The sequence below is a fragment of the Comamonas squillarum genome, from assembly GCF_025309455.1.
Taxonomy (GTDB): domain Bacteria; phylum Pseudomonadota; class Gammaproteobacteria; order Burkholderiales; family Burkholderiaceae_C; genus Comamonas; species Comamonas squillarum.
This window is the reverse complement of the sequence record NZ_CP104377.1, coordinates 458,902-479,418: the sequence shown is the minus strand read 5'-3', so window position 1 is coordinate 479,418 and position 20,517 is coordinate 458,902. Positions and strand designations below refer to the sequence as shown.

At 58.7% G+C, this 20,517-nt stretch carries 13 protein-coding genes, 2 tRNA genes and 3 rRNA genes; 1 reads left to right on the top strand and 17 read right to left on the bottom strand.

Annotated features, from left to right (window positions below):
- The first annotated feature begins 18 nt into the window (after positions 1 to 18).
- Positions 19 to 795 carry an exodeoxyribonuclease III gene (xth, locus tag N4T19_RS02180; RefSeq protein ID WP_116927839.1) on the top strand — a complete coding sequence of 259 codons (777 nt, stop codon included), beginning with the start codon at positions 19 to 21 and terminating at the stop codon, positions 793 to 795.
- Between the two features lie 87 nt (positions 796 to 882).
- Here the strand turns inward: xth and N4T19_RS02175 are convergent, their stop codons facing one another.
- The 17 genes from N4T19_RS02175 to N4T19_RS02095 all read right to left on the bottom strand — a co-directional run bounded on the left by N4T19_RS02175 (position 883) and on the right by N4T19_RS02095 (position 20,515).
- The gene (locus tag N4T19_RS02175; protein WP_116927838.1) at positions 883 to 2,214 is read right to left on the bottom strand and encodes a dicarboxylate/amino acid:cation symporter; all 1,332 of its coding nucleotides are present in this window, start codon (positions 2,212 to 2,214) and stop codon (positions 883 to 885) included.
- Positions 2,215 to 2,618: 404 nt separating this feature from the next.
- Entirely contained in the window at positions 2,619 to 3,545 is a 927-nt protein-coding gene (locus N4T19_RS02170) for a hypothetical protein (RefSeq protein WP_260719325.1), read from the bottom strand.
- Positions 3,546 to 3,676: 131 nt separating this feature from the next.
- Positions 3,677 to 5,233, bottom strand: coding sequence for a nitrogen regulation protein NR(I) (gene ntrC / locus N4T19_RS02165; RefSeq protein ID WP_313900080.1), 1,557 nt, complete (start codon positions 5,231 to 5,233; stop codon positions 3,677 to 3,679).
- A 68-nt stretch (positions 5,234 to 5,301) separates the two neighbouring features.
- A complete protein-coding gene (gene glnL / locus N4T19_RS02160) occupies positions 5,302 to 6,375 on the bottom strand; it encodes a nitrogen regulation protein NR(II) (protein ID WP_116927834.1) in 1,074 nt (357 codons plus the stop codon).
- Positions 6,376 to 6,405: 30 nt separating this feature from the next.
- Positions 6,406 to 6,933: a hypothetical protein gene (locus N4T19_RS02155; RefSeq protein WP_116927833.1), complete on the bottom strand. Its 528-nt coding sequence runs from the start codon at positions 6,931 to 6,933 to the stop codon at positions 6,406 to 6,408.
- Between the two features lie 267 nt (positions 6,934 to 7,200).
- Complete coding sequence (gene glnA / locus N4T19_RS02150) at positions 7,201 to 8,616, bottom strand: type I glutamate--ammonia ligase (protein WP_116927832.1); 1,416 nt, start codon at positions 8,614 to 8,616, stop codon at positions 7,201 to 7,203.
- 400 nt (positions 8,617 to 9,016) lie between these two features.
- The gene (locus N4T19_RS02145; RefSeq protein ID WP_116927831.1) at positions 9,017 to 9,925 is read right to left on the bottom strand and encodes an EI24 domain-containing protein; all 909 of its coding nucleotides are present in this window, start codon (positions 9,923 to 9,925) and stop codon (positions 9,017 to 9,019) included.
- A gap of 82 nt (positions 9,926 to 10,007) precedes the next feature.
- Complete coding sequence (locus tag N4T19_RS02140) at positions 10,008 to 11,027, bottom strand: sterol desaturase family protein (RefSeq protein WP_260719324.1); 1,020 nt, start codon at positions 11,025 to 11,027, stop codon at positions 10,008 to 10,010.
- A gap of 67 nt (positions 11,028 to 11,094) precedes the next feature.
- A complete protein-coding gene (locus N4T19_RS02135) occupies positions 11,095 to 11,931 on the bottom strand; it encodes a polysaccharide deacetylase family protein (RefSeq protein WP_409935147.1) in 837 nt (278 codons plus the stop codon).
- Positions 11,932 to 11,980: 49 nt separating this feature from the next.
- On the bottom strand, positions 11,981 to 12,916 hold the full coding sequence (locus N4T19_RS02130; RefSeq protein ID WP_116927828.1) for a YncE family protein: 936 nt from the start codon (positions 12,914 to 12,916) through the stop codon (positions 11,981 to 11,983).
- A gap of 164 nt (positions 12,917 to 13,080) precedes the next feature.
- Entirely contained in the window at positions 13,081 to 13,821 is a 741-nt protein-coding gene (locus N4T19_RS02125; RefSeq protein WP_116927827.1) for a 16S rRNA pseudouridine(516) synthase, read from the bottom strand.
- A 97-nt stretch (positions 13,822 to 13,918) separates the two neighbouring features.
- Positions 13,919 to 14,031 (bottom strand): 5S ribosomal RNA (gene rrf, locus N4T19_RS02120).
- A gap of 257 nt (positions 14,032 to 14,288) precedes the next feature.
- Positions 14,289 to 17,167, bottom strand: a 23S ribosomal RNA gene (locus N4T19_RS02115).
- Between the two features lie 387 nt (positions 17,168 to 17,554).
- Positions 17,555 to 17,630: transfer RNA gene (locus N4T19_RS02110), tRNA-Ala, on the bottom strand.
- A 159-nt stretch (positions 17,631 to 17,789) separates the two neighbouring features.
- Positions 17,790 to 17,866, bottom strand: a tRNA-Ile gene (locus N4T19_RS02105).
- A gap of 167 nt (positions 17,867 to 18,033) precedes the next feature.
- Positions 18,034 to 19,562 (bottom strand): 16S ribosomal RNA (locus N4T19_RS02100).
- The 16S, 23S and 5S rRNA genes sit together here with 2 tRNA genes alongside, the layout of an rRNA operon.
- Positions 19,563 to 19,990: 428 nt before the next feature.
- Positions 19,991 to 20,515: a phosphoribosyltransferase gene (locus tag N4T19_RS02095; protein WP_021027527.1), complete on the bottom strand. Its 525-nt coding sequence runs from the start codon at positions 20,513 to 20,515 to the stop codon at positions 19,991 to 19,993.
- Positions 20,516 to 20,517 lie beyond the last annotated feature (2 nt).

The window sequence follows — 20,517 nt, the reverse complement described above, 5'->3', positions numbered from 1 at the left end:
TTATGTGGCAGCTCTGCGATGAAAATAGCGACTTGGAACGTCAACTCCCTCTCCGTCCGCCTGCCACAGGTGCTGGAATGGCTGGCGGCCAACCCGGTCGATGTGCTGGGCCTGCAGGAGCTCAAGCTGACCGATGACAAGTTTCCGCATGAGGCTTTGGCGGAGGCCGGCTACCAGGCAGTGGCCTTTGGCCAGAAGACCTACAACGGCGTGGCCCTGCTCAGCCGGGGCGAGCTCAAGGATGTGGTGCGCGCCAACCCGCAGTTTGCCGATGAGCAGTCGCGCATCATCGCCGGCACGGTGGCCAGCCCGGCTGGCGATATCCGGGTGATCAACTGCTACTTCGTCAACGGCCAGGAGCCCGGCTCGGACAAGTTTGCCTACAAGCTGCGCTGGCTCAGCGGGCTGGAAGCCTATGTGAAGGCCGAGATGGCCTTGCACCCGCGCCTGGTGCTGGTGGGCGACTTCAATGTGGCGCCGGAAGACCGCGACAGCTACGACCCCGATGGCCTGCGCGACACCATCCACCACACCAAGGAGGAGCGCGATGCCTTCCAGGGCCTGCTTGCCTTGGGCCTGACCGATGCCTACCGCCTGTTTGAGCAGCCCGAAAAAAGCTACAGCTGGTGGGACTACCGCATGCTGGGCTTCCAGAAAAACCGGGGCCTGCGCATTGACCATATCCTGGTGAGCGACGCACTCAAGGGTGCGGTGAGCGCCTGCACGATTGACCGCGCACCGCGCAAGAACAAGCAGCCCAGCGACCATGCGCCGGTGGTGGTGACCCTGGGCTGAGCGACGCAAAAGCGTAGCCGCACCATGCAAAAACGGGCCGCAGCCCGTTTTTTTGTTATCTGCGCTGCGCCCAGCGCAGCACCCTCATCAAGACTTGGGATCGGTCTCCGGCAGCGGGTGCATGGCCAGCGCGGCCTCGGCATCGAGCTTGCGGCTCAGGGCCTCGGCGTCTTCTTCGGACAGCAGCTCGCCCTCCCACTTGGCGACCACGGCAGAGGCCAGCGAGTTGCCCACCGCATTGGTCGCGGAGCGCCCCATGTCCAGGAAGGTGTCGATGCCCAGGATCAGCAGCAGACCTGCTTCAGGGATATTGAAGTGGCTCAAGGTGGCGGCAATCACCACCAGTGAAGCGCGCGGCACGCCGGCAATGCCCTTGGAGGTGAGCATCAGCACCAGCAGCATGGTGATCTGCGTGGCCAAGGACAGCTCGATGCCATAGGCCTGTGCGATGAACAAGGTCGCAAAGGTGCAGTACATCATCGAGCCATCGAGGTTGAAGGAGTAACCCATCGGCATCACAAAGCTCGAGATCTTGCGCTTGACGCCAAAGCGGTCCAGCGCGTCGAGGATCTTGGGGTAGGCCGCTTCCGAGCTGGCCGTGGCAAAGGACACCATAAAGGCCTCCTTGATGAGGGTCAGCAGCTTGAACACGCGCTTGCCCAGGAATGCCATACCGGCCAGCACCAGCAGCGACCACAGGATGAACAGGCCCAGGTAGAACTCGCCCATGAACACGGCGAACTTGAGCAGAATGCCCAGGCCATTGATCGCCACGGTCGAGGCCATGGCCGAGAGCACCGCCAGCGGCGCGAGCTTCATCACATAGCCGGTGATCTTGAGCATCACGTGTGATAGCTCATCAATGGCGGCCAGAAGCGTCTTGGCCTTGTCGCCCAGCGCGGCCATGGCCACACCAAAGAACATCGAGAACACGACGATCTGCAGGATCTCGTTGTTCGCCATCGCTTCGGCAAACGACTTGGGCACCGTGTGGTTGATGAACTCGCGCAAGGTGAACTTGCCGGTGGCCAGGTTGGTGGCCGCGCTCACATCGGGCAGCGGCAGACCGAGGTTGGCGCCTGGCTGCAGCACGTTGGCCAGCACCATGCCCAAGAGCAGCGACACGAGCGATGCGGTCAGGAACCACATCATCGCCTTGAAGAACACCCGCCCCACCGAAGCAGCATCGCCCATGTGCGCAATGCCCACCACCAGGGTCGAGAACACCAGCGGCCCGATCAGCATCTTGATCAGGCGCAGAAACACATCCGAGACGATAGCGATATAGCCAGCAATATCCTTGGCAGCGGCTGCATCCGCAGCGCCTGCGTTGACTGCGTAGCCCAGTGCAATACCGGCCAGCATCGCCGCCAAAATCCACAGCGCCGACGAAGAGCCCTTTTTGCCCGTGAGAGCCATAACCAATACCTTTGATGTCTGTGATTTATGGTGCTGTCCAGGGCGATCTGGGCCTCGTATGCGGCACATCAGCAAGGCGTTCATGCTGGGCTGTGTGCGCTTTTTCCAGCCCGGGCAGGCTTTGCTGCCGGGAGCAAGCGGCGGTTCGGCCGCAAAAGGGAAGAGCGATGAGGCTGCCTTGGACGGCAGGATTGCAGGTTCTGCGGGCCCGATTGTAGCCGCAAGTTTTTACGGGTAAACGCGTACGCCTTGAGAAAGTGGGCACCTACATGGTAATTTTTTCCCAATTCACGGGAAATATTACAAAGCTGCCAGGCAACTTACGGCGCAGTGCGGGCGGCCCCACAGGCAGTCTGCCCGCTTTCGCATAGACGTCTTGTAACAGCTTATTCAGAACGCGCGCGCTAGCGCGCGCGGGCGTCCTGCATATGCTGCAGCTCATCGGTATAGCGGCGCAGTTGCTGCGCCTGGCCTTGCAGCAGGGGCCGCACATCCAGCGGCAGGGCCGATTCCAGCACGCGCTGGTAGCGCTCGGCCACCAGCACCAGGCAGAGATTGCACTCGGCAATCAGGTCGCGGTCGCTGTGGAGGTTGGCGCGCTGCTTGAACTCGGTCCAGCCGCGATGCATGCGGCCAGCAGCACTGAGCCCGGGCCGCTCGACCAGCGGACTGGGTTCAGCCAGTTGCAGCTGCACATCCTGCAGCTGCCAGTCCATGGCGCGAAACTGCTCGGCCAGTGCATACAAATGGCTGCGCAGCGCAATCGCCCGGGCTTGCTCGCTGCCCGCGACCAGGCATTCCTCGCAATCGGCCAGGCCTTGCTGGAGCACGCGCACCGCATGCTGCACCTGGACGGCAGACAGCTGTTCGCCTTGCAGGCCGCTGATCGCGTGGTCATAGGCGGCACGCGCAATGGTCTTGGCTTCGGTCCAATCCATGGGATTGCTGCCGCGCACATGCTGCCACTGCACCTCCAGCTGGGTGGCCAGCGCATCAAAGCCCGAGGGATTGCGCTGCGCCGCATACCAGCCCAGCGCGAGCGCCGGGCGGTAGGCCTCAAAGGGCTGACCCGCCACATAAAAATCCATGCTTTGGTAGTGGCTGCGCCAGTAGCTGTCTTCACGCGCAGGGTTGCCCCACAGGGCCTTGGCCTTGGGCGGCAGACCGCCGGCCATCGCGCCGTGCAATGCATCGCCCGCCAACTGGGCCATGCCATTGGCGGTCGACGCTGCCAGCCGCAAGGTATTGAGCAGCGCCGAGCGCTGGCGGCCAATGCGTTCGGGCGAGTTGCGGTACGCCTGGGCCGAAAACACCGAAGTCATCTTTTGCATGGATTGCACCACCGGGCAGACAGTAATGGCCCATTGTGGCACGGTTCAAACCGCATCAATGGCTGGCCTCTGTCAGCGAAACCGCCGCCTTGGAGGCGGCGGTTGGTCTACCCTTCAAATGCGCTTACGCATCAATCATCGCTGGCCGACAGCCCCAGCTCCTGGATCTTGCGGGTGATGGTGTTGCGGCCAATGCCCAGGCGTTGGGCCGCTTCCATGCGCCGGCCATGGGTGGCGGCCAGTGCACTCTTGATCAGCTGCGATTCAAAGCGTCGGCTGAGCACATCCCAGACCTCGGTGCTGCCCGATTGCAGCAGCACATCGGCCTCGCGGGCCAGGTCGCCCTCCCAATCACCGCCCTGGGCTGCACCGCTGGCCAAGCCATGGACGGGCATGGACACGACGGGCTGGCTGGCAGGCACCTCAGCGGCAGCGGGCCGGTAGCTGTGGTCTTGCGGCGCGGCCTGCACGGCTTGCGCTGCGCTGGGCTGGCTGGGGGTGAGCGGCGGCGCAGCCGGCGTGGCCTGCAGCACTTCGGGCGGCAGATCCTGCACGGACACCCACTGCGCCGGCGCCATCACGGTGATCCAGTGGCAGATGTTCTCCAGCTGCCGCACATTGCCCGGGAACGCAAACTGGGCCAGTTGGGCCAGTGCCGCTTCAGACAACTGCTTGGGCTCCACCCCCAATTGCTTGGCGCTGGCTGCCAGAAAGTGGCGCGCCAGCATCGGAATGTCTTCCTTGCGCTCGCGCAGCGGTGGCAGGCGCAGGCGGATCACATTGAGGCGGTGGAACAAATCCTCGCGGAACACGCCCTTGTGCACCCGGTCTTCCAGGTTCTGGTGGGTAGCCGCTATCACGCGCACATGCGACTTGACCGGCACATGGCCGCCAACGCGGTAGAAATGCCCGTCAGACAGCACGCGCAGCAGCCGGGTTTGCAGGTCAAACGGCATGTCGCCGATTTCGTCCAGAAACAAGGTGCCGCCCTCAGCCTGCTCAAAGCGGCCCCGGCGCTGGGTTTGCGCGCCGGTGAAGGCACCTCGCTCATGGCCAAACAGCTCGCTCTCGAGCAAGTCCTTGGGGATGGCGGCGGTGTTGATGGCCACAAACGGGCCGCCTGCCACCGGCGAATGCTTGTGCAGCGCGCGCGCGACCAGCTCCTTGCCCGAGCCAGACTCGCCCGTCACCATCACCGTGACATTGCTTTGCGACAGCCGGCCGATGGCGCGGAACACATCCTGCATCGCAGGGGCCTGGCCCAGCATCTCGCCATTGCCGCCCGACTGGGACAGCTCGGGCGCCTGGCTTTCGCTTTGCTGCACGGCTCGCTTGATCAGCTCCACGGCCTTGGGCAGGTCAAACGGTTTGGGCAGGTATTCAAAGGCCCCGCGCTGGAAGGCCGAGACGGCGCTGTCCAGGTCCGAGTAGGCGGTCATGATGATGACCGGCAGCTGCGGATGGTCCTCATGCACCTGTTCGAGCAACTTCAGGCCATTGCCGCCCGGCATGCGGATGTCGCTGACCAGCACCGACGGCGCCAGCGCCTGGTCGCTCACATTGTCAAAGGCTTCGAGTACTTCCTTGGGATGCACAAAGCTGCGCGTGGGCAGCTGCTCGCGGGCGAGTGCCTTCTCCAGTACAAATCGGATCGACGGGTCATCATCCACTATCCAGATTGGTTTCATTGTCGCTATCACCCTACCCTTACAGTTCTACATACCGTGGTCCTGCAGCAAGGGAAGCCAACTGCCCCCTAGTCTGTCAACGGCAGCATGATGCGGAAATCCGTGCGCCCGGGCTCACTCTCGCATTCAATCAGGCCTTCATGCCGCTGCACAAAGGTCTGCGCCAGCGGCAAACCCAGGCCCGTGCCACCATCACGTCCGGTCACCAAGGGGTAGAAGATCCGCTCCTTGATGTCCGGCTCGATGCCAGGACCGTTGTCGATGACATGCAATTCCAGTGCCAACTTGTGCCGCTTGCGGCCCAAGGTCAGCTGCCGGGCAATGCGCGTGCGCAAAGTAATGCGCGCCTGGTCCTGGGCCATTTGCGGCACCAGCACCTGCGCAGCATTTTGCACAATGTTCAGCAAGGCTTGAATGAGCTGCTCGCGATCGCCGCGGATCTCGGGCAGCGAGGTGTCGTAATCGCGCTCGATGCGCAGGCCCTGCGGGTACTCGAGCAGCACCAGCTGACAGACGCGCTCGCAGACCTCGTGGATATTCACATCCCCCACCGTGTGCGGGTGGCGGTGCGGCGCGAGCAGGCGGTCGACCAGCGCCTGCAAGCGGTCGGCCTCGTGGATGATGACGTCGGTGTATTCCTTGAGCTGGGCATCGGGCAGCTCCAGCTCCAGCAGCTGGGCCGCGCCCCGAATGCCACCCAGCGGGTTCTTGATCTCGTGGGCGAGGTTGCGGATCAGCTCCTTGTTGGCCAGCGCCTGCTCGCGCACACGCTCCTCGCGGTCCTGCCGCACCTGTTGCTCCAGCGGCCACAGCTCCACCAGAATGCTCTCCTCCTCTTCCCACCAGGAGAGGTTGGCATGCACGGGAAAGGCGTCTTGCAGGCTGCGCCGCAATTGCGCCTCAAAGCGCAGCGACGAAAAGCGCTGCGCACGCGCATCGACCAGGGCCTTGTGGATCAGCTCATCGTCCTGGAAAAATCCGCCAAAGTAGTGGCCCAGAATGCTTTTGCGCGAGACGCCCAGCGCATTCTCCAGCGCCGCATTGACCCGCACGGCGGCGCCATCGAGCCGTATCACGGCGACCAAGGTGGCGATGTGTTCCAGCGCCTGCCATTCGCGATCCATGGCACGGAGGTCAGACATGGGATATGCCCCAAAAGGTTGAAGCTTTGATTATGGGGCCGGCAGGCGTTGGAGCTCACGCTGGATGCCAGCGATATCGCTGTCGTTGCGCGTGATTTCTTGCTTCAGATCGGCCACGCGCTTGGTGTAGAAGGCGGGGTTGCGCATCTCCAGCGCGTTTTTCTCGGGCTCGCCGTTGTTGTACTCACGCGCCAAAGCGAGCTTTTTGTCCTGGGCTTTTTTCAGCTCGGTCTCCAGGATGAGGCGCGCGTCGGAATCGCGGGCGCGGCCTTCGGCGGTGGTGGAGCGTGGCGCGGGTGTCGCAGCGGCGGGCGCACGCGCGGGGCGCGGGGCAGCTGCGGGGGCATTGGGTGCGGGTGCCGGGCTGGCAGCGGGTGTGTGCGGGCGCGTGCCTTGCACGATGGTGACATTGGCGCCTTCGACCACGGCGCAGCCCTTTTGCCGCGCCTTGGCCACATCGTTGGTGTATTCATTGCCACAGCGATAAATGCGATCCTGCGCCACCGCGCCTTGCGCACATGCCACTGCCACCATCAAAAACAACAACTTTGTATGCATAACCCCGTTTCGCCCGTTCACTCCACTTTGCCCGTATGTCCGTGACAGCCCGTTAGCGGCTTTGCACGATGGCCCCTCTCTGCAACCCGCAGTGTAGCTACAAAGGAGGCCGATCATGCCGAACAGTTCCTGCTGTTACAGATTCGCCGCTGTCCGGCCATGCCCCCTGCCCCAAGAACTCCCATAAAAAAACGGCCTGCCACCTTCGCAGGTCGGCAGGCCGTTTTGCCCAAAGGGCCAGGTCACGAGGACCTGGCCAGCAGGGGCTTACAGCGAGTAGTACATGTCGTATTCGACAGGGTGCACGGCTTGGCGGAAGCGGGTCACTTCGCCCATCTTCAGCTCGATGTAGGCGTCCAGCATGCTGTCGCTGAACACACCGCCCTTGGTCAGGAACGCGCGGTCGGCATCCAGTGCCTCCAGAGCCTGGTCCAGGCTGTGGCACACGGTAGGCACCAGCTTGTCTTCCTCGGGTGGCAGATGGTACAGATCCTTGGTGGCGGCTTCACCCGGATGGATCTTGTTTTCCACGCCGTCCAAACCGGCCATCAGCAGCGCTGCGAAGCCCAGGTAGGGGTTCATCAGGGGATCGGGGAAACGTGCTTCCACGCGGCGGCCCTTGGGGTTGCTCACGTAAGGAATACGGATCGATGCCGAGCGGTTCTTGGCCGAGTAAGCCAGCTTCACAGGCGCTTCGAAACCAGGAACCAGGCGCTTGTAGCTGTTGGTGCCAGGGTTGGTGATGGCGTTCAGCGCGCGAGCGTGCTTGATGATGCCGCCGATGTAGTACAGCGCGAAATCGGACAGACCGGCATAGCCGTCACCGGCGAACAGGTTCTTGCCGTCTTTCCACACGGACTGGTGCACGTGCATGCCCGAGCCGTTGTCGCCCGAGTAAGGCTTGGGCATGAAGGTCGCCGTCTTGCCGTAGGTGTCTGCCACGTTCCAGATCACGTACTTTTGCACCTGGGTCCAGTCGGCACGCTCGACCAGGGTCGAGAAACGAGTGCCCAGTTCATTCTGGCCAGCGCCCGCCACTTCGTGGTGGAACACTTCAACCGGGATGCCCAGCGATTCGAGCAGCAGCGACATTTCAGCGCGCATGTCCTGGGTGCTGTCAACAGGAGGCACAGGGAAGTAGCCGCCCTTGACGCGTGGACGGTGGCCACGGTTGCCGTTATCGAACTTGGCGCCGCTGTTCCAGGGTGCTTCGTACTCTTCGATGTCGAAGAACGGGTTGTTGGGCTCGGTGCTCCAACGCACGCCATCGAAGATGAAGAATTCTGGCTCTGGACCGAAGTAGGCGGTATCGCCCAGGCCCGATGCCTTCAGGTAGGCTTCTGCGCGCTTGGCAACCGAGCGTGGATCGCGGTCATAGGCCTTGCCGTCACCGGGCTCGATCACGTCGCACTGCAGGAACATCGTGGTTTCGTCAAAGAACGGATCGATGTTGGCGGTGTTGGGATCGGGCATCAGCAGCATATCGGATGCTTCGATACCCTTCCAGCCAGCGATGGAGGAGCCATCAAACGCGTGGCCCGAAGTGAACTTGTCTTCGTCAAAGTGCGAGATAGGCACCGTGACGTGCTGTTCCTTGCCACGGGTGTCGGTGAAACGCAGATCAACGAACTTGACCTCGTTCTCGTCCAACATGCTCATCACATCTGCAACGCTCTTGGCCATCTAATGCTCCAAAGAAAATCGTGAATAAAAAGGGCTGTGCCAAGACTAAAGCAGTTTACGTGCCAGTTTTATGACATGCCCATGCCAACCAGAAGATGCGGGCCTGCCAGAACGCGAACGCACCCGGACTTTGCCCAAAGCCAGACTGTAACGCGCTTTTGGCCTGGGGCCCCGGGAGGCGCTGAGGATTTTGCAGCCAACGGCCCAGATCTGTGCAGGCCATGGCCTGCATTGCCTTGAAAGCACCAAGATGGTGCAAAACTACCAGCGCTTTATACAGATCGCGCAACTGCACCAAAATAGCTATTTACGCACCTTATTGGTGCATTAGCGGCTGAGGCACTGGCCGAGCCCATTGGCACATGCCCTGCTCCGCGCTCTTATCTGTTTGAACAGGTTCTTACTTGGGCTCCGTGCCATCGGCCAGCAAGCCGGCATCGGTTTTATCGGCCACGAGCGGCTCCGCCACAGGCGGCTGCGCGCCCAGGTCGCCATTCTCGATCCGCAGCTGCTGCAGTGCGGCCAGGCAAAAGTGGATGAACCACAGCGAGGAGAACGCAAACGTGATCGCATAGATCCATACCGCAATGGGTACGAGCACCACAAAGCCAATGGTGAACACCATGCCCGAGGCCCAGACGACGCTGGGCGCAATGCCGATGTAGCCCGAGATGATGCCCATCAGCAAGAGCGGCCAGCGGTAACGCTGCAGCAGCGTGTCGCGCTCAGCCTTGCTGGCATGTTCTGCCAGTGCATCGACACTCATCACGCGGTAGGTCAGCCAGCCCCAGATGACAGGCGGCACGATCAGCACCAAAGGCGGGATCAGCCACAGCGGCATGGTGACGACAAAGGCCACCATGGCTACCGCCGAGGTGCTCAAAGCCCAGAGCACGCTGGTGACCAGGCCCATGCCCTGCTTCTTCTCCAGCCGGGCAAAGCGCTGCTCGGTCACCATGTTGACCAGGGCTGGTGTCATCAAAAGCGCAATCACCAGCAGCGCGACCACCGCCGCTATGGGCGTGATCAAGATCAGCACCACAAAGGGCGCAATGCCGGCTGCAAAGCCTTCCGTACCAGTGCTGCCAAACCAGCTGAACACTGTGCGCAGCCAGCCTATTGTCTCCACCCAGTGCTGCATCGTCGCCACGGCGCCTGACCAGTAGAAATAGCTCCAGCCACCCAAGGCCACGAGCATCACCACCAGTGGCAGCACCGACAGCAGCATGACCCGGGGACGGAAACAATAGGCAGCGGCACGCCAGAAGGCATCAAACATCAGGCGGGAGCCCGCAGACGCGAGGGGCATGGGGTGAACTCCTTATGTATCTGGGCGGGTGGCCAGGCTGGCGGACCGCTCAGTGGTTCGGCATCAGCCGGTTGCGCAGCACTCAGGCGCGGCCCAAAAGGCGCAGCAGCCCGCGCCATTGCTGGCTCCAAAAGCCGCGTCCGTAATCGCGCAACTGCCCTTGCCGGTTGGGCTGCACCTGGTCACGGATACCGGTAGGGTCATAGCGTAGCTCAAAGTTGGCGGTGCCAAAAAGCATATCCCACCATGGCAGCAGCACACCGAAATTGCAGCCCCCCAAGCGGGTGCGTGGGGCAGCCTCGCCAACCTTTACCGCCGTGTTGGGCGCTGCGCTGGCAGCGGGCGATTCATGGCCGATGCCAATCGCATGGTGGCGGCGGTGAAAACGCGGGCTGATCCACAGGCGCTCGCCCAGGCGGCCAAACCACAGGCGCAGATTCGCGTGCTGCAGGCTTTCACTCAGCTGAGTGATCGCGACAATCGCCACAAACTGGCTGGGCGCGACACCGATCAATACGGCCACGAACACCAGAATGCTGTCATGTACCAGGTCATCGAGCAGGTGGTTGCGGTTGTCGCTCCACATCGTCATCTGCTGCTGCGAATGGTGCAAGGCATGCAGCCGCCACCACCAGACAAACTGGTGCTGGCCGCGGTGGATCCAGTAGGCCACAAAGTCGAACACCACCAGGTAGATCAGCAGGCTGACCCAACCCAGGTCGGTCACGCCGGGCCAGAGCGCATCGAGGTGCCAGGTCTCAAAGCCGCGCACGCGCAGCGCGCCCACCACCATGTCCCACAGCGGATCGATGGAAAAGAACAAGGCCAGGCGAAACAGGCCCAGGCGATGGATAAAGGTGTAGAGCATGTCCACCCGGATCGCATGCCGGTCGGTCACAGCCTCGACCGGCCGCCAGCGCTGCAAGGGCGCAATCACCAGCACCATGATGAGAATCTGCAGGCAACCCACGAGGAACCAGCCCGCTGCCGTGTAGCCATCTTCCAGATAGCTGGCCAGGCCCAGGTTGAACAGCAGAGGCTGCAGCAACTGCTCAAAGAGCCACTGCTGTGCGTTGTCAAAAAGCGTGCTGAGAAATTCCATGGCAAACCATCAATTCAAACCAGACCACAAGCCTTGCAGCGGCCAATGTGCGCTACGGAAAGCGCTCTCAGCCACCATGCTGACGAATCCATTCTTGGTACTGGGGATGTTCGCGCAGGGTGGCAAAGCAAAATCCCTTGGCCTGCAGGCCTTCAATCAAGGGCTGCAGCACGGCAGGCGCCCAGGGGTCCTTGCGGTCCCAGATGCCCAGGTGGGCCAGCAAGATATCGCCGGGGCGGATGTCGCGCAGCGCCTTGTCCAGCAACTGCTGGTTGGGGTACTTGTCGCTGGGCAGTTCATCGCCGAGAAAGCCCGCTGGCGACCAGCCCACATGGGCATAGCCGCAGCGCCTGGCCGCCGCAATCAGGCTGGGCGAGGTCTTGCCACCGGGAGCCCGGAACAGTGGCAAAGGCTTGACACCAGTGATCTGGGCCAGGCGGTCTTCGGATTGCTGGATCTGCGCGCAATACTGCGCAGCGCTCCACTCAAAACGCTGCCCCGCCTGCGGCCCTTGCGAGGGCTGCACCTTGAAGCGGGGTGCAGCGCCTGCAGGCCCTTTGATATCGCCACGCCAGTAGGTGTGGTCCCAGGTGTGCGAGGCAAAGGCATGGCCTTCTGCGGCGCGCGCACGCCACCAAGGCGCCCAGTGGTCGCCCAGGCTGCCGTCACCCTCCTTGGTGCGTTCATTGGCGGCAAAGAAGGTGACCTTCACCTGCGTCTTGCGCAAGACGTCGGCAATCTGGTTGGCCACGCCCATGTGGCCGGTGTCCAAGGTCAGATACACAGGCTTGCTGCAGCTGCCTGCCGCAGTGGCTGCAGCGGCAGGCGCTGGAGCAGCAGGCTGGGCAAAGGCAGCAGCGCTGCCCCAACTTGCGGCCAAAAGCCAGAAAAATGTGCTGCGCATGGCGTGGAGCTCCCCTCTGCTACTGAATCAACTATGCACGGGCCATGCACTAGCGCGGTGCGTGGTCCAGCACCCAGATGCCATGCGGCGACTTGCCCACCTTCACCTGGTTGACCACCTTGCGCTCGACCGTATCGATCACACTCATCTTGCCCGCCCAGCGCGAACTGAGGTAGATATAGCGGCCATCCGGGCTCACATCCATGCAGTCAGGGCCGCTGGGGCCGGGGTAGCGGTCCACGACGGTCTGACTGACCATGTCGAGCTTGCTGATGGTATTGGCCACCCGGTTGCTGACAAAAAGATGGCGGCCATCGCCCGTTGCGCGGAACGCGTGCGCGCCCTTATCAGTCTTGATGGTCTTGACCAACTGGGGCTCTGCGCCGCTCACATCAAACACCTGCACGCCGTCGCTGCCGGTCAGCGCGACAAAAACGAATTTGTCGTCCGGGCTGCCATACAGATCGGCAGGCATCTGCCCTGTCTTGGTGCGCCATTTCAGGCTCTGGGTGGCGATGTCGATGGCCACCAGCTCGTCGCTGTCCTGCATGGAAGAGTAGATCGTCCGGCTCTTGCTGTCGATCCACAGGTGGCTGGGCGTCTTGCCGGTGGCAATGCGCTTGACCAGCTTGGGCTCTTGCCCATCCCAGCGGTAGATATCGATGTGGTTGAGGCGGTTGGCTGCGGTCACAAACCACTTCATGTCGGGCGAAAAACGCAGATGGTAGGGATCGGAGATGCCCTGGATCACGCGCTGCACCTCGGCCGTCTTGGGATCGACAAAGGTCAGCGAGTCGCCGGTTGCATTGGCCACGATCACCGACTTGCTGTCCGGCGTCAGGTACAGGTGGTGGGGCTCCTTGCCCGTAGGAATGCGCTTGACCTCTTTCCAGGTGGTGGGATCGATCACGCTGATGTTGGCGTCCAGCGAATTGAGCACCAAAATGGGGTTGGCTGCATGCGCCGCAGTGGCCGCAAAGGCCATCACCGCGACCAGAGAACGGGCAAAAACGAAAGGCTTCACGAGCTATTCCTACTAGTAACGCAGCGAGTGTAGCTGCCCGCCATAAATTGCAGCACCACCAAGAGGCGATTGGCGATGTAAATAGTTGTGCAACTTGCGCCAAAGCCACACATGGTCAAATACCGTCAGGGCTTGAGCAGTGCCATCTCGTCAGCGGTGAGCCAGCGCCACTCGCCTGGCTTGAGCTCGTCGGTCAGCACCAAACCGCCTATCTGTGCCCGGTGCAGACCTTCCACGCGGTTGCCCACAGCCGCCAGCATGCGCTTGACCTGGTGGTATTTGCCTTCGGTCAGCGTCAGATCCAAGGTGTTGTCACCCGTCTTCACGCAGGCCGCAGCCTTCACTGGCTTGGGGTCGTCATCCAGAACCACACCCGCCAACAAACGCTCGATCTGCTGCTCGGTCACCGCATGCTTGGCCGTCACCTGGTAGCGTTTGGGCACATGCTTCTTGGGTGAGCTCATACGGTGGATGAACTGACCGTCGTCGCTCAGCAGAAGCATGCCAGTCGTGTCCTGGTCCAAGCGGCCCACGGCCTGCAACCCCTGGATGGCGTTCTTGTTGGGGCGTGTGCGCAGCGGCACTGGCAGCAGGCTGTAAATACTCGGATGGGCAGAAGGCTTCTGCGAGCACTCAGTGCCTGCTGGCTTGTTTAGCAGCACATAGCCCAGCGCATGGTATTCCCACTCCACGCCCTGAACCTTGAAGCGCAGGCCTTCAGGATCTACGTCGGCGGTCGAGTCCGTCTCCGCAACCCATTCGTTCGCCTGTGCATCCCACAACTGCACCCAGCCTTGTTGCACCAGGCCCGAGCACACGCGGCGCACACCAAAACCCTGCGAATACAACATATCCTGCAACTGCATCCCAACCCCTTCACGCCAGCCACAGACCGCTGCTGCAGCGAGATAAAAAGAAAAACCCCTCTACTCGGGTAGAGCAGAGGGGTTGATCAGTATAAAAGCCTGACGATGACCTACTTTCACACGGGAATCCGCACTATCATCGGCGCGAAGTCGTTTCACTGTCCTGTTCGGGATGGGAAGGAGTGGTACCAACTTGCTATGGTCATCAGGCATAACTTTTTGCTCCTTGGCGGCTTTGCGCTGATCGGTCGATCAGGGCATTGCTGCTTTCGAAGCGAATTCATAGAGTCGGCATCAAGCTTTGAGGGCTTGGTGCTATCAGCGTTTTATTTGATTGCGCCGACCTGAGCCAGTGATTGTAACACGCTGTGGTGTTCATCATTGTCTGATCTCAAGTCTTTGGCATAACTGCAGTTGCAGTGTTCTTTGCATTGGGCCCCATCTAAGGCGGGGCCAATCAAAGTTATAGGGTCAAGCCGCACGAGCAATTAGTATTGGTTAGCTTAACGCATTGCTGCGCTTCCACACCCAACCTATCAACGTCCTGGTCTAGAACGACTCTTCAGGGGGGTCAAGCCCCCGGCAGATCTCATCTTGGAACGAGTTTCCCGCTTAGATGCTTTCAGCGGTTATCTCTTCCACACATAGCTACTCGGCAATGCCACTGGCGTGACAACCGATACACCAGAGGTGTGTCCACTCCGGTCCTCTCGTACTAGGAGCAGGCTTCCTCAAATCTGCAGCGCCCACGGAAGATAGGGACCAAACTGTCTCACGACGTTTTAAACCCAGCTCACGTACCTCTTTAAATGGCGAACAGCCATACCCTTGGGACCGACTACAGCCCCAGGATGAGATGAGCCGACATCGAGGTGCCAAACACCGCCGTCGATATGAACTCTTGGGCGGTATCAGCCTGTTATCCCCAGAGTACCTTTTATCCGTTGAGCGATGGCCCTTCCATACAGAACCACCGGATCACTATGTCCTGCTTTCGCATCTGCTCGACTTGTCAGTCTCGCAGTTAAGCACGCTTATGCCATTGCACTATCGTCACGATGTCCGACCGTAACTAGCGTACCTTCGAACTCCTCCGTTACGCTTTGGGAGGAGACCGCCCCAGTCAAACTGCCTACCATGCACTGTCCCCGATCCAGATAATGGACCAAGGTTAGAACCTCAAACACACCAGGGTGGTATTTCAACGTTGGCTCCATGAGAACTAGCATCCTCACTTCAAAGCCTCCCACCTATCCTACACAGATCTGTTCAAAGTCCAATACAAAGCTACAGTAAAGGTTCATGGGGTCTTTCCGTCTTTCCGCGGGGAGATTGCATCATCACAAACATTTCAACTTCGCTGAGTCTCAGGAGGAGACAGTGTGGCCATCGTTACGCCATTCGTGCAGGTCGGAACTTACCCGACAAGGAATTTCGCTACCTTAGGACCGTTATAGTTACGGCCGCCGTTTACTGGGACTTCAATCAAGAGCTTGCACCCCATCATTTAATCTTCCAGCACCGGGCAGGCGTCACACCCTATACGTCCACTTTCGTGTTTGCAGAGTGCTGTGTTTTTATTAAACAGTCGCAGCCACCTATTCTTTGCAACCCCGTTTAGCTCCGTTTGTACAACTTCACTTACTGAGGGCACACCTTCTCCCGAAGTTACGGTGTCAATTTGCCGAGTTCCTTCTCCTGAGTTCTCTCAAGCGCCTTAGAATACTCATCTCGCGCACCAGTGTCGGTTTGCGGTACGGTCGTGTGTAGCTGAAGCTTAGTGGCTTTTCCTGGAAGCTGGGTATCACTCACTTCGTCTGCAAGCAGACCCGTTATCACCCCTCATCTTAGCCCGGCGGATTTGCCTACCGAGCACGACTACAGGCTTGAACCAACATATCCAACAGTTGGCTGAGCTAACCTTCTTCGTCCCCACATCGCACTACACATCGGTACGGGAATATTGACCCGTTTCCCATCAGTTACGCATCTCTGCCTCACCTTAGGGGCCGACTTACTCTACGCCGATGAACGTTGCGTAGAAAACCTTGCGCTTACGGCGAGCGGGCTTTTCACCCGCTTTAACGCTACTCATGTCAGCATTCGCACTTCTGATACCTCCAGCATCCGTTACCAGACACCTTCACAGGCTTACAGAACGCTCTCCTACCACGCACAGTAAAACTGTGCATCCGCAGCTTCGGTAACTGGCTTAGCCCCGTTACATCTTCCGCGCAGGACGACTCGATCAGTGAGCTATTACGCTTTCTTTAAATGATGGCTGCTTCTAAGCCAACATCCTGACTGTTTTAGCCTTCCCACTTCGTTTCCCACTTAGCCCGTTTTAGGGACCTTAGCTGGCGGTCTGGGTTGTTTCCCTCTTGAGTCCGGACGTTAGCACCCGGTGCTCTGTCTCCCAAGCTGTACTCTGCGGTATTCGGAGTTTGCATAGGTTTGGTAAGTCGCCATGACCCCCTAGCCTAAACAGTGCTCTACCCCCGCAGGTAATACTTGAGGCACTACCTAAATAGTTTTCGGAGAGAACCAGCTATTTCCAAGTTTGTTTAGCCTTTCACCCCTATCCACAGCTCATCCCCTAGTTTTGCAACACTAGTGGGTTCGGACCTCCAGTACCTGTTACGGCACCTTCATCCTGGCCATGGATAGATCACTTGGTTTCGGGTCTACACCCAGCGACTTGTCGCCCTATTCGGACTCGATTTCTCTACGCCTTCCCTATTCGGTTAAGCTTGCCACTGAATGTAAGTCGCTGACCCATTATACAAAAGGTACGCCGTCACCCCTAAGGGCTCCGACTTTTTGTAAGCATGCGGTTTCAGGATCTATTTCACTCCCCTCCCGGGGTTCTTTTCGCCTTTCCCTCACGGTACTTGTTCACTATCGGTCGATGATGAGTATTTAGCCTTGGAGGATGGTCCCCCCATATTCAGACAGGGTTTCTCGTGCCCCGCCCTACTTGTCTGCAGCCTAGTACCACCAATGCGTTTTCACATACGGGGCTATCACCCACTATGGCCGGACTTTCCATTCCGTTTTGTTAACACACTGACTATCACTGCAAGGCTCTTCCGAATTCGCTCGCCACTACTATCGGAATCTCGGTTGATGTCTTTTCCTCTGGGTACTTAGATGTTTCAGTTCTCCAGGTTCGCTTCGACAACCTATGTATTCAGTTGCCGATACCTATTGCTAGGTGGGTTCCCCCATTCAGAAATCTCCGGATCAAAGTTTATTTGCCAACTCCCCGAAGCTTATCGCAGGCTATCACGTCTTTCGTCGCCTATCATCGCCAAGGCATCCACCACATGCTCTTAGTCACTTGACCCTATAACTTTGACATCTATCTCTAGATCTCAAGCTCAAGAACCCAAGCAACTGCTTTGCGAGGTCTCTCACCTCGCGCGTTATGCCGTAATGTGAATATCTTTGCTGTAGACCCGGTCGCCCAGATCCACATTCTTGAAGAATATTCGTCATTACTGAATAAAATTGCTCTCGCAAAGTTTCATTCGTTTTGACGCAATCAAATTGTTGCTGGTGGCACGGTCTGCACTAAACCTTTACGAATGTGCAGTTTCCACCAGCAACGCTGATTTTCGACTCTATGAATTTTTAAAGAACAGCCGTTTGATCCGGGAATCCGGAATCAACAACAAAACAGTCTCTTGCGAAACCGCTTTGGTGTTGAGTGATAAGTTATCAGTAAAAGTATTGGTGGAGGATGACGGGATCGAACCGACGACCCCCTGCTTGCAAAGCAGGTGCTCTCCCAGCTGAGCTAATCCCCCTGATTGCCTATAGCCGGCGCATTGCTTCGTTGCCCGCTGCTCACACACATCAGTGTGCTTCGCATCAGACGCCTCGCACTGCTTGGCTCTAGTCAATCAGAATCTACTCCGATTAACCAAAGCGGCATAAGCTCAACCTCTAAATCCGTTGGAATCTAATGGTGGGTCTAGTTGGGCTCGAACCAACGACCCCTGCGTTATCAACACAGTGCTCTAACCAGCTGAGCTACAGACCCATTCCACGCAGCTAACTCTTGTGAGCTAGCCACCTGGCTTGTGTTCCAACAACCGATAAGTGTGGGCGTTCAATCTTGATTGCTTTTTTGGCTCCTGCCGTGCCGATGGCACTTAACTTTGTTTGCACAAAGTTAGCATCCACCGAAACAGCGAAGCTGTTTTCCAGAAAGGAGGTGATCCAGCCGCACCTTCCGATACGGCTACCTTGTTACGACTTCACCCCAGTCACGAACCCCGCCGTGGTAAGCGCCCTCCTTACGGTTAGGCTACCTACTTCTGGCGAGACCCGCTCCCATGGTGTGACGGGCGGTGTGTACAAGACCCGGGAACGTATTCACCGTGACATTCTGATCCACGATTACTAGCGATTCCGACTTCACGCAGTCGAGTTGCAGACTGCGATCCGGACTACGACTGGCTTTATGGGATTAGCTCCCCCTCGCGGGTTGGCAACCCTTTGTACCAGCCATTGTATGACGTGTGTAGCCCCACCTATAAGGGCCATGAGGACTTGACGTCATCCCCACCTTCCTCCGGTTTGTCACCGGCAGTCCCATTAGAGTGCCCTTTCGTAGCAACTAATGGCAAGGGTTGCGCTCGTTGCGGGACTTAACCCAACATCTCACGACACGAGCTGACGACAGCCATGCAGCACCTGTGTTACGGTTCTCTTTCGAGCACATGTCCATCTCTGGTCACTTCCGTACATGTCAAAGGTGGGTAAGGTTTTTCGCGTTGCATCGAATTAAACCACATCATCCACCGCTTGTGCGGGTCCCCGTCAATTCCTTTGAGTTTCAACCTTGCGGCCGTACTCCCCAGGCGGTCAACTTCACGCGTTAGCTTCGTTACTGAGAAAGTTAATTCCCAACAACCAGTTGACATCGTTTAGGGCGTGGACTACCAGGGTATCTAATCCTGTTTGCTCCCCACGCTTTCGTGCATGAGCGTCAGTACAGGTCCAGGGGATTGCCTTCGCCATCGGTGTTCCTCCGCATATCTACGCATTTCACTGCTACACGCGGAATTCCATCCCCCTCTACCGTACTCTAGCTATGCAGTCACAAAGGCCGTTCCCAGGTTGAGCCCGGGGATTTCACCTCTGTCTTACATAACCGCCTGCGCACGCTTTACGCCCAGTAATTCCGATTAACGCTCGCACCCTACGTATTACCGCGGCTGCTGGCACGTAGTTAGCCGGTGCTTATTCTTACGGTACCGTCATCACTCTCCTTTATTAGAAGAGAGCTTTTCGTTCCGTACAAAAGTAGTTTACAACCCGAGGGCCTTCATCCTACACGCGGCATTGCTGGATCAGGCTTTCGCCCATTGTCCAAAATTCCCCACTGCTGCCTCCCGTAGGAGTCTGGGCCGTGTCTCAGTCCCAGTGTGGCTGGTCGTCCTCTCAGACCAGCTACAGATCGTCGGCTTGGTAAGCTTTTATCCCACCAACTACCTAATCTGCCATCAGCCGCTCTAGTAGCGCAAGGCCCGAAGGTCCCCTGCTTTCATCCTTAGATCTCATGCGGTATTAGCTACTCTTTCGAGTAGTTATCCCCCACTACTAGGCACGTTCCGATGTGTTACTCACCCGTTCGCCACTCGTCAGCATCCGAAGACCTGTTACCGTTCGACTTGCATGTGTAAAGCATGCCGCCAGCGTTCAATCTGAGCCAGGATCAAACTCTATAGTTCGATCTTGAATTTAAAGTCTCTCGACTACTCACTCACTTGACGGAATCAAGAAGATTAAAATCTTCCTCATTACTGTTTAAAGTGAGCGCTTGTTTTGCTCCGAAGAACATATGGCAATCGCCACCAAACGCCCACGCTTATCGGCTGTTAATTTTTAAAGACCTGACCCAAGAGCCTCAACCCTCAGATCCCCTTCGCCGCGATCAGCGAAGCCTTGTATTGTAGCACAGCTTTTTGAACTGTTTGACAAAGTTTTCAGCGTCTCCGCCAAACCCCTTGTCAGCATCTCAAAAAAACAAACCTTGCGAACCGCCCTCTTTCGAGTCTGGCAGCTTTGCAAGGCATCGTGCTGTCGATAGACGCTATTGTATAGGCGTTTTCCGACAGCTTTTCAGGAAATTGCAATTTTTTTCAACTGCAGCGGCCGGTCAGACCTTCCACTTCTCCAGCAGCTTTTCTGGACGCAAGCTGTCGTAGCCTTCGAACGGCTGGTGGATCCAGGGGTTGGTCGCCAGGAACTCCACCGAGTAATCGGGTGTGAAGGTGGAAACACCCTTGGTCCAGATCACCGCACTGCGCAGCTCCGTGATGGGCGCGTAGTTGTTCTTGAGCATGTTGATCACGGCATTGAGCGTGTGACCCGAGTCCGCGAGGTCATCGACCAGCAGCACGCGGCCAGCGATCTCACCCTTGGGGGTGGTGATGAAGCGCGCGATATCCAGGTGACCCTGCTGCGTACCGGCCTCGGCGCGGTACGAACTGGTCGACATGATGGCCAGGGGCTTGTCAAAAATACGGCTCAGGATGTCGCCAGGACGCATACCACCGCGAGCCAGACACAAGATGGTGTCGAACTCCCAGCCCGATTGGTGAATCTTGATGGCCAGTTTTTCAATCAGGCCATGGTACTCGTCGTAGCTGACATACAAGTGCTTGCCGTCTTCAGTAAGCATGG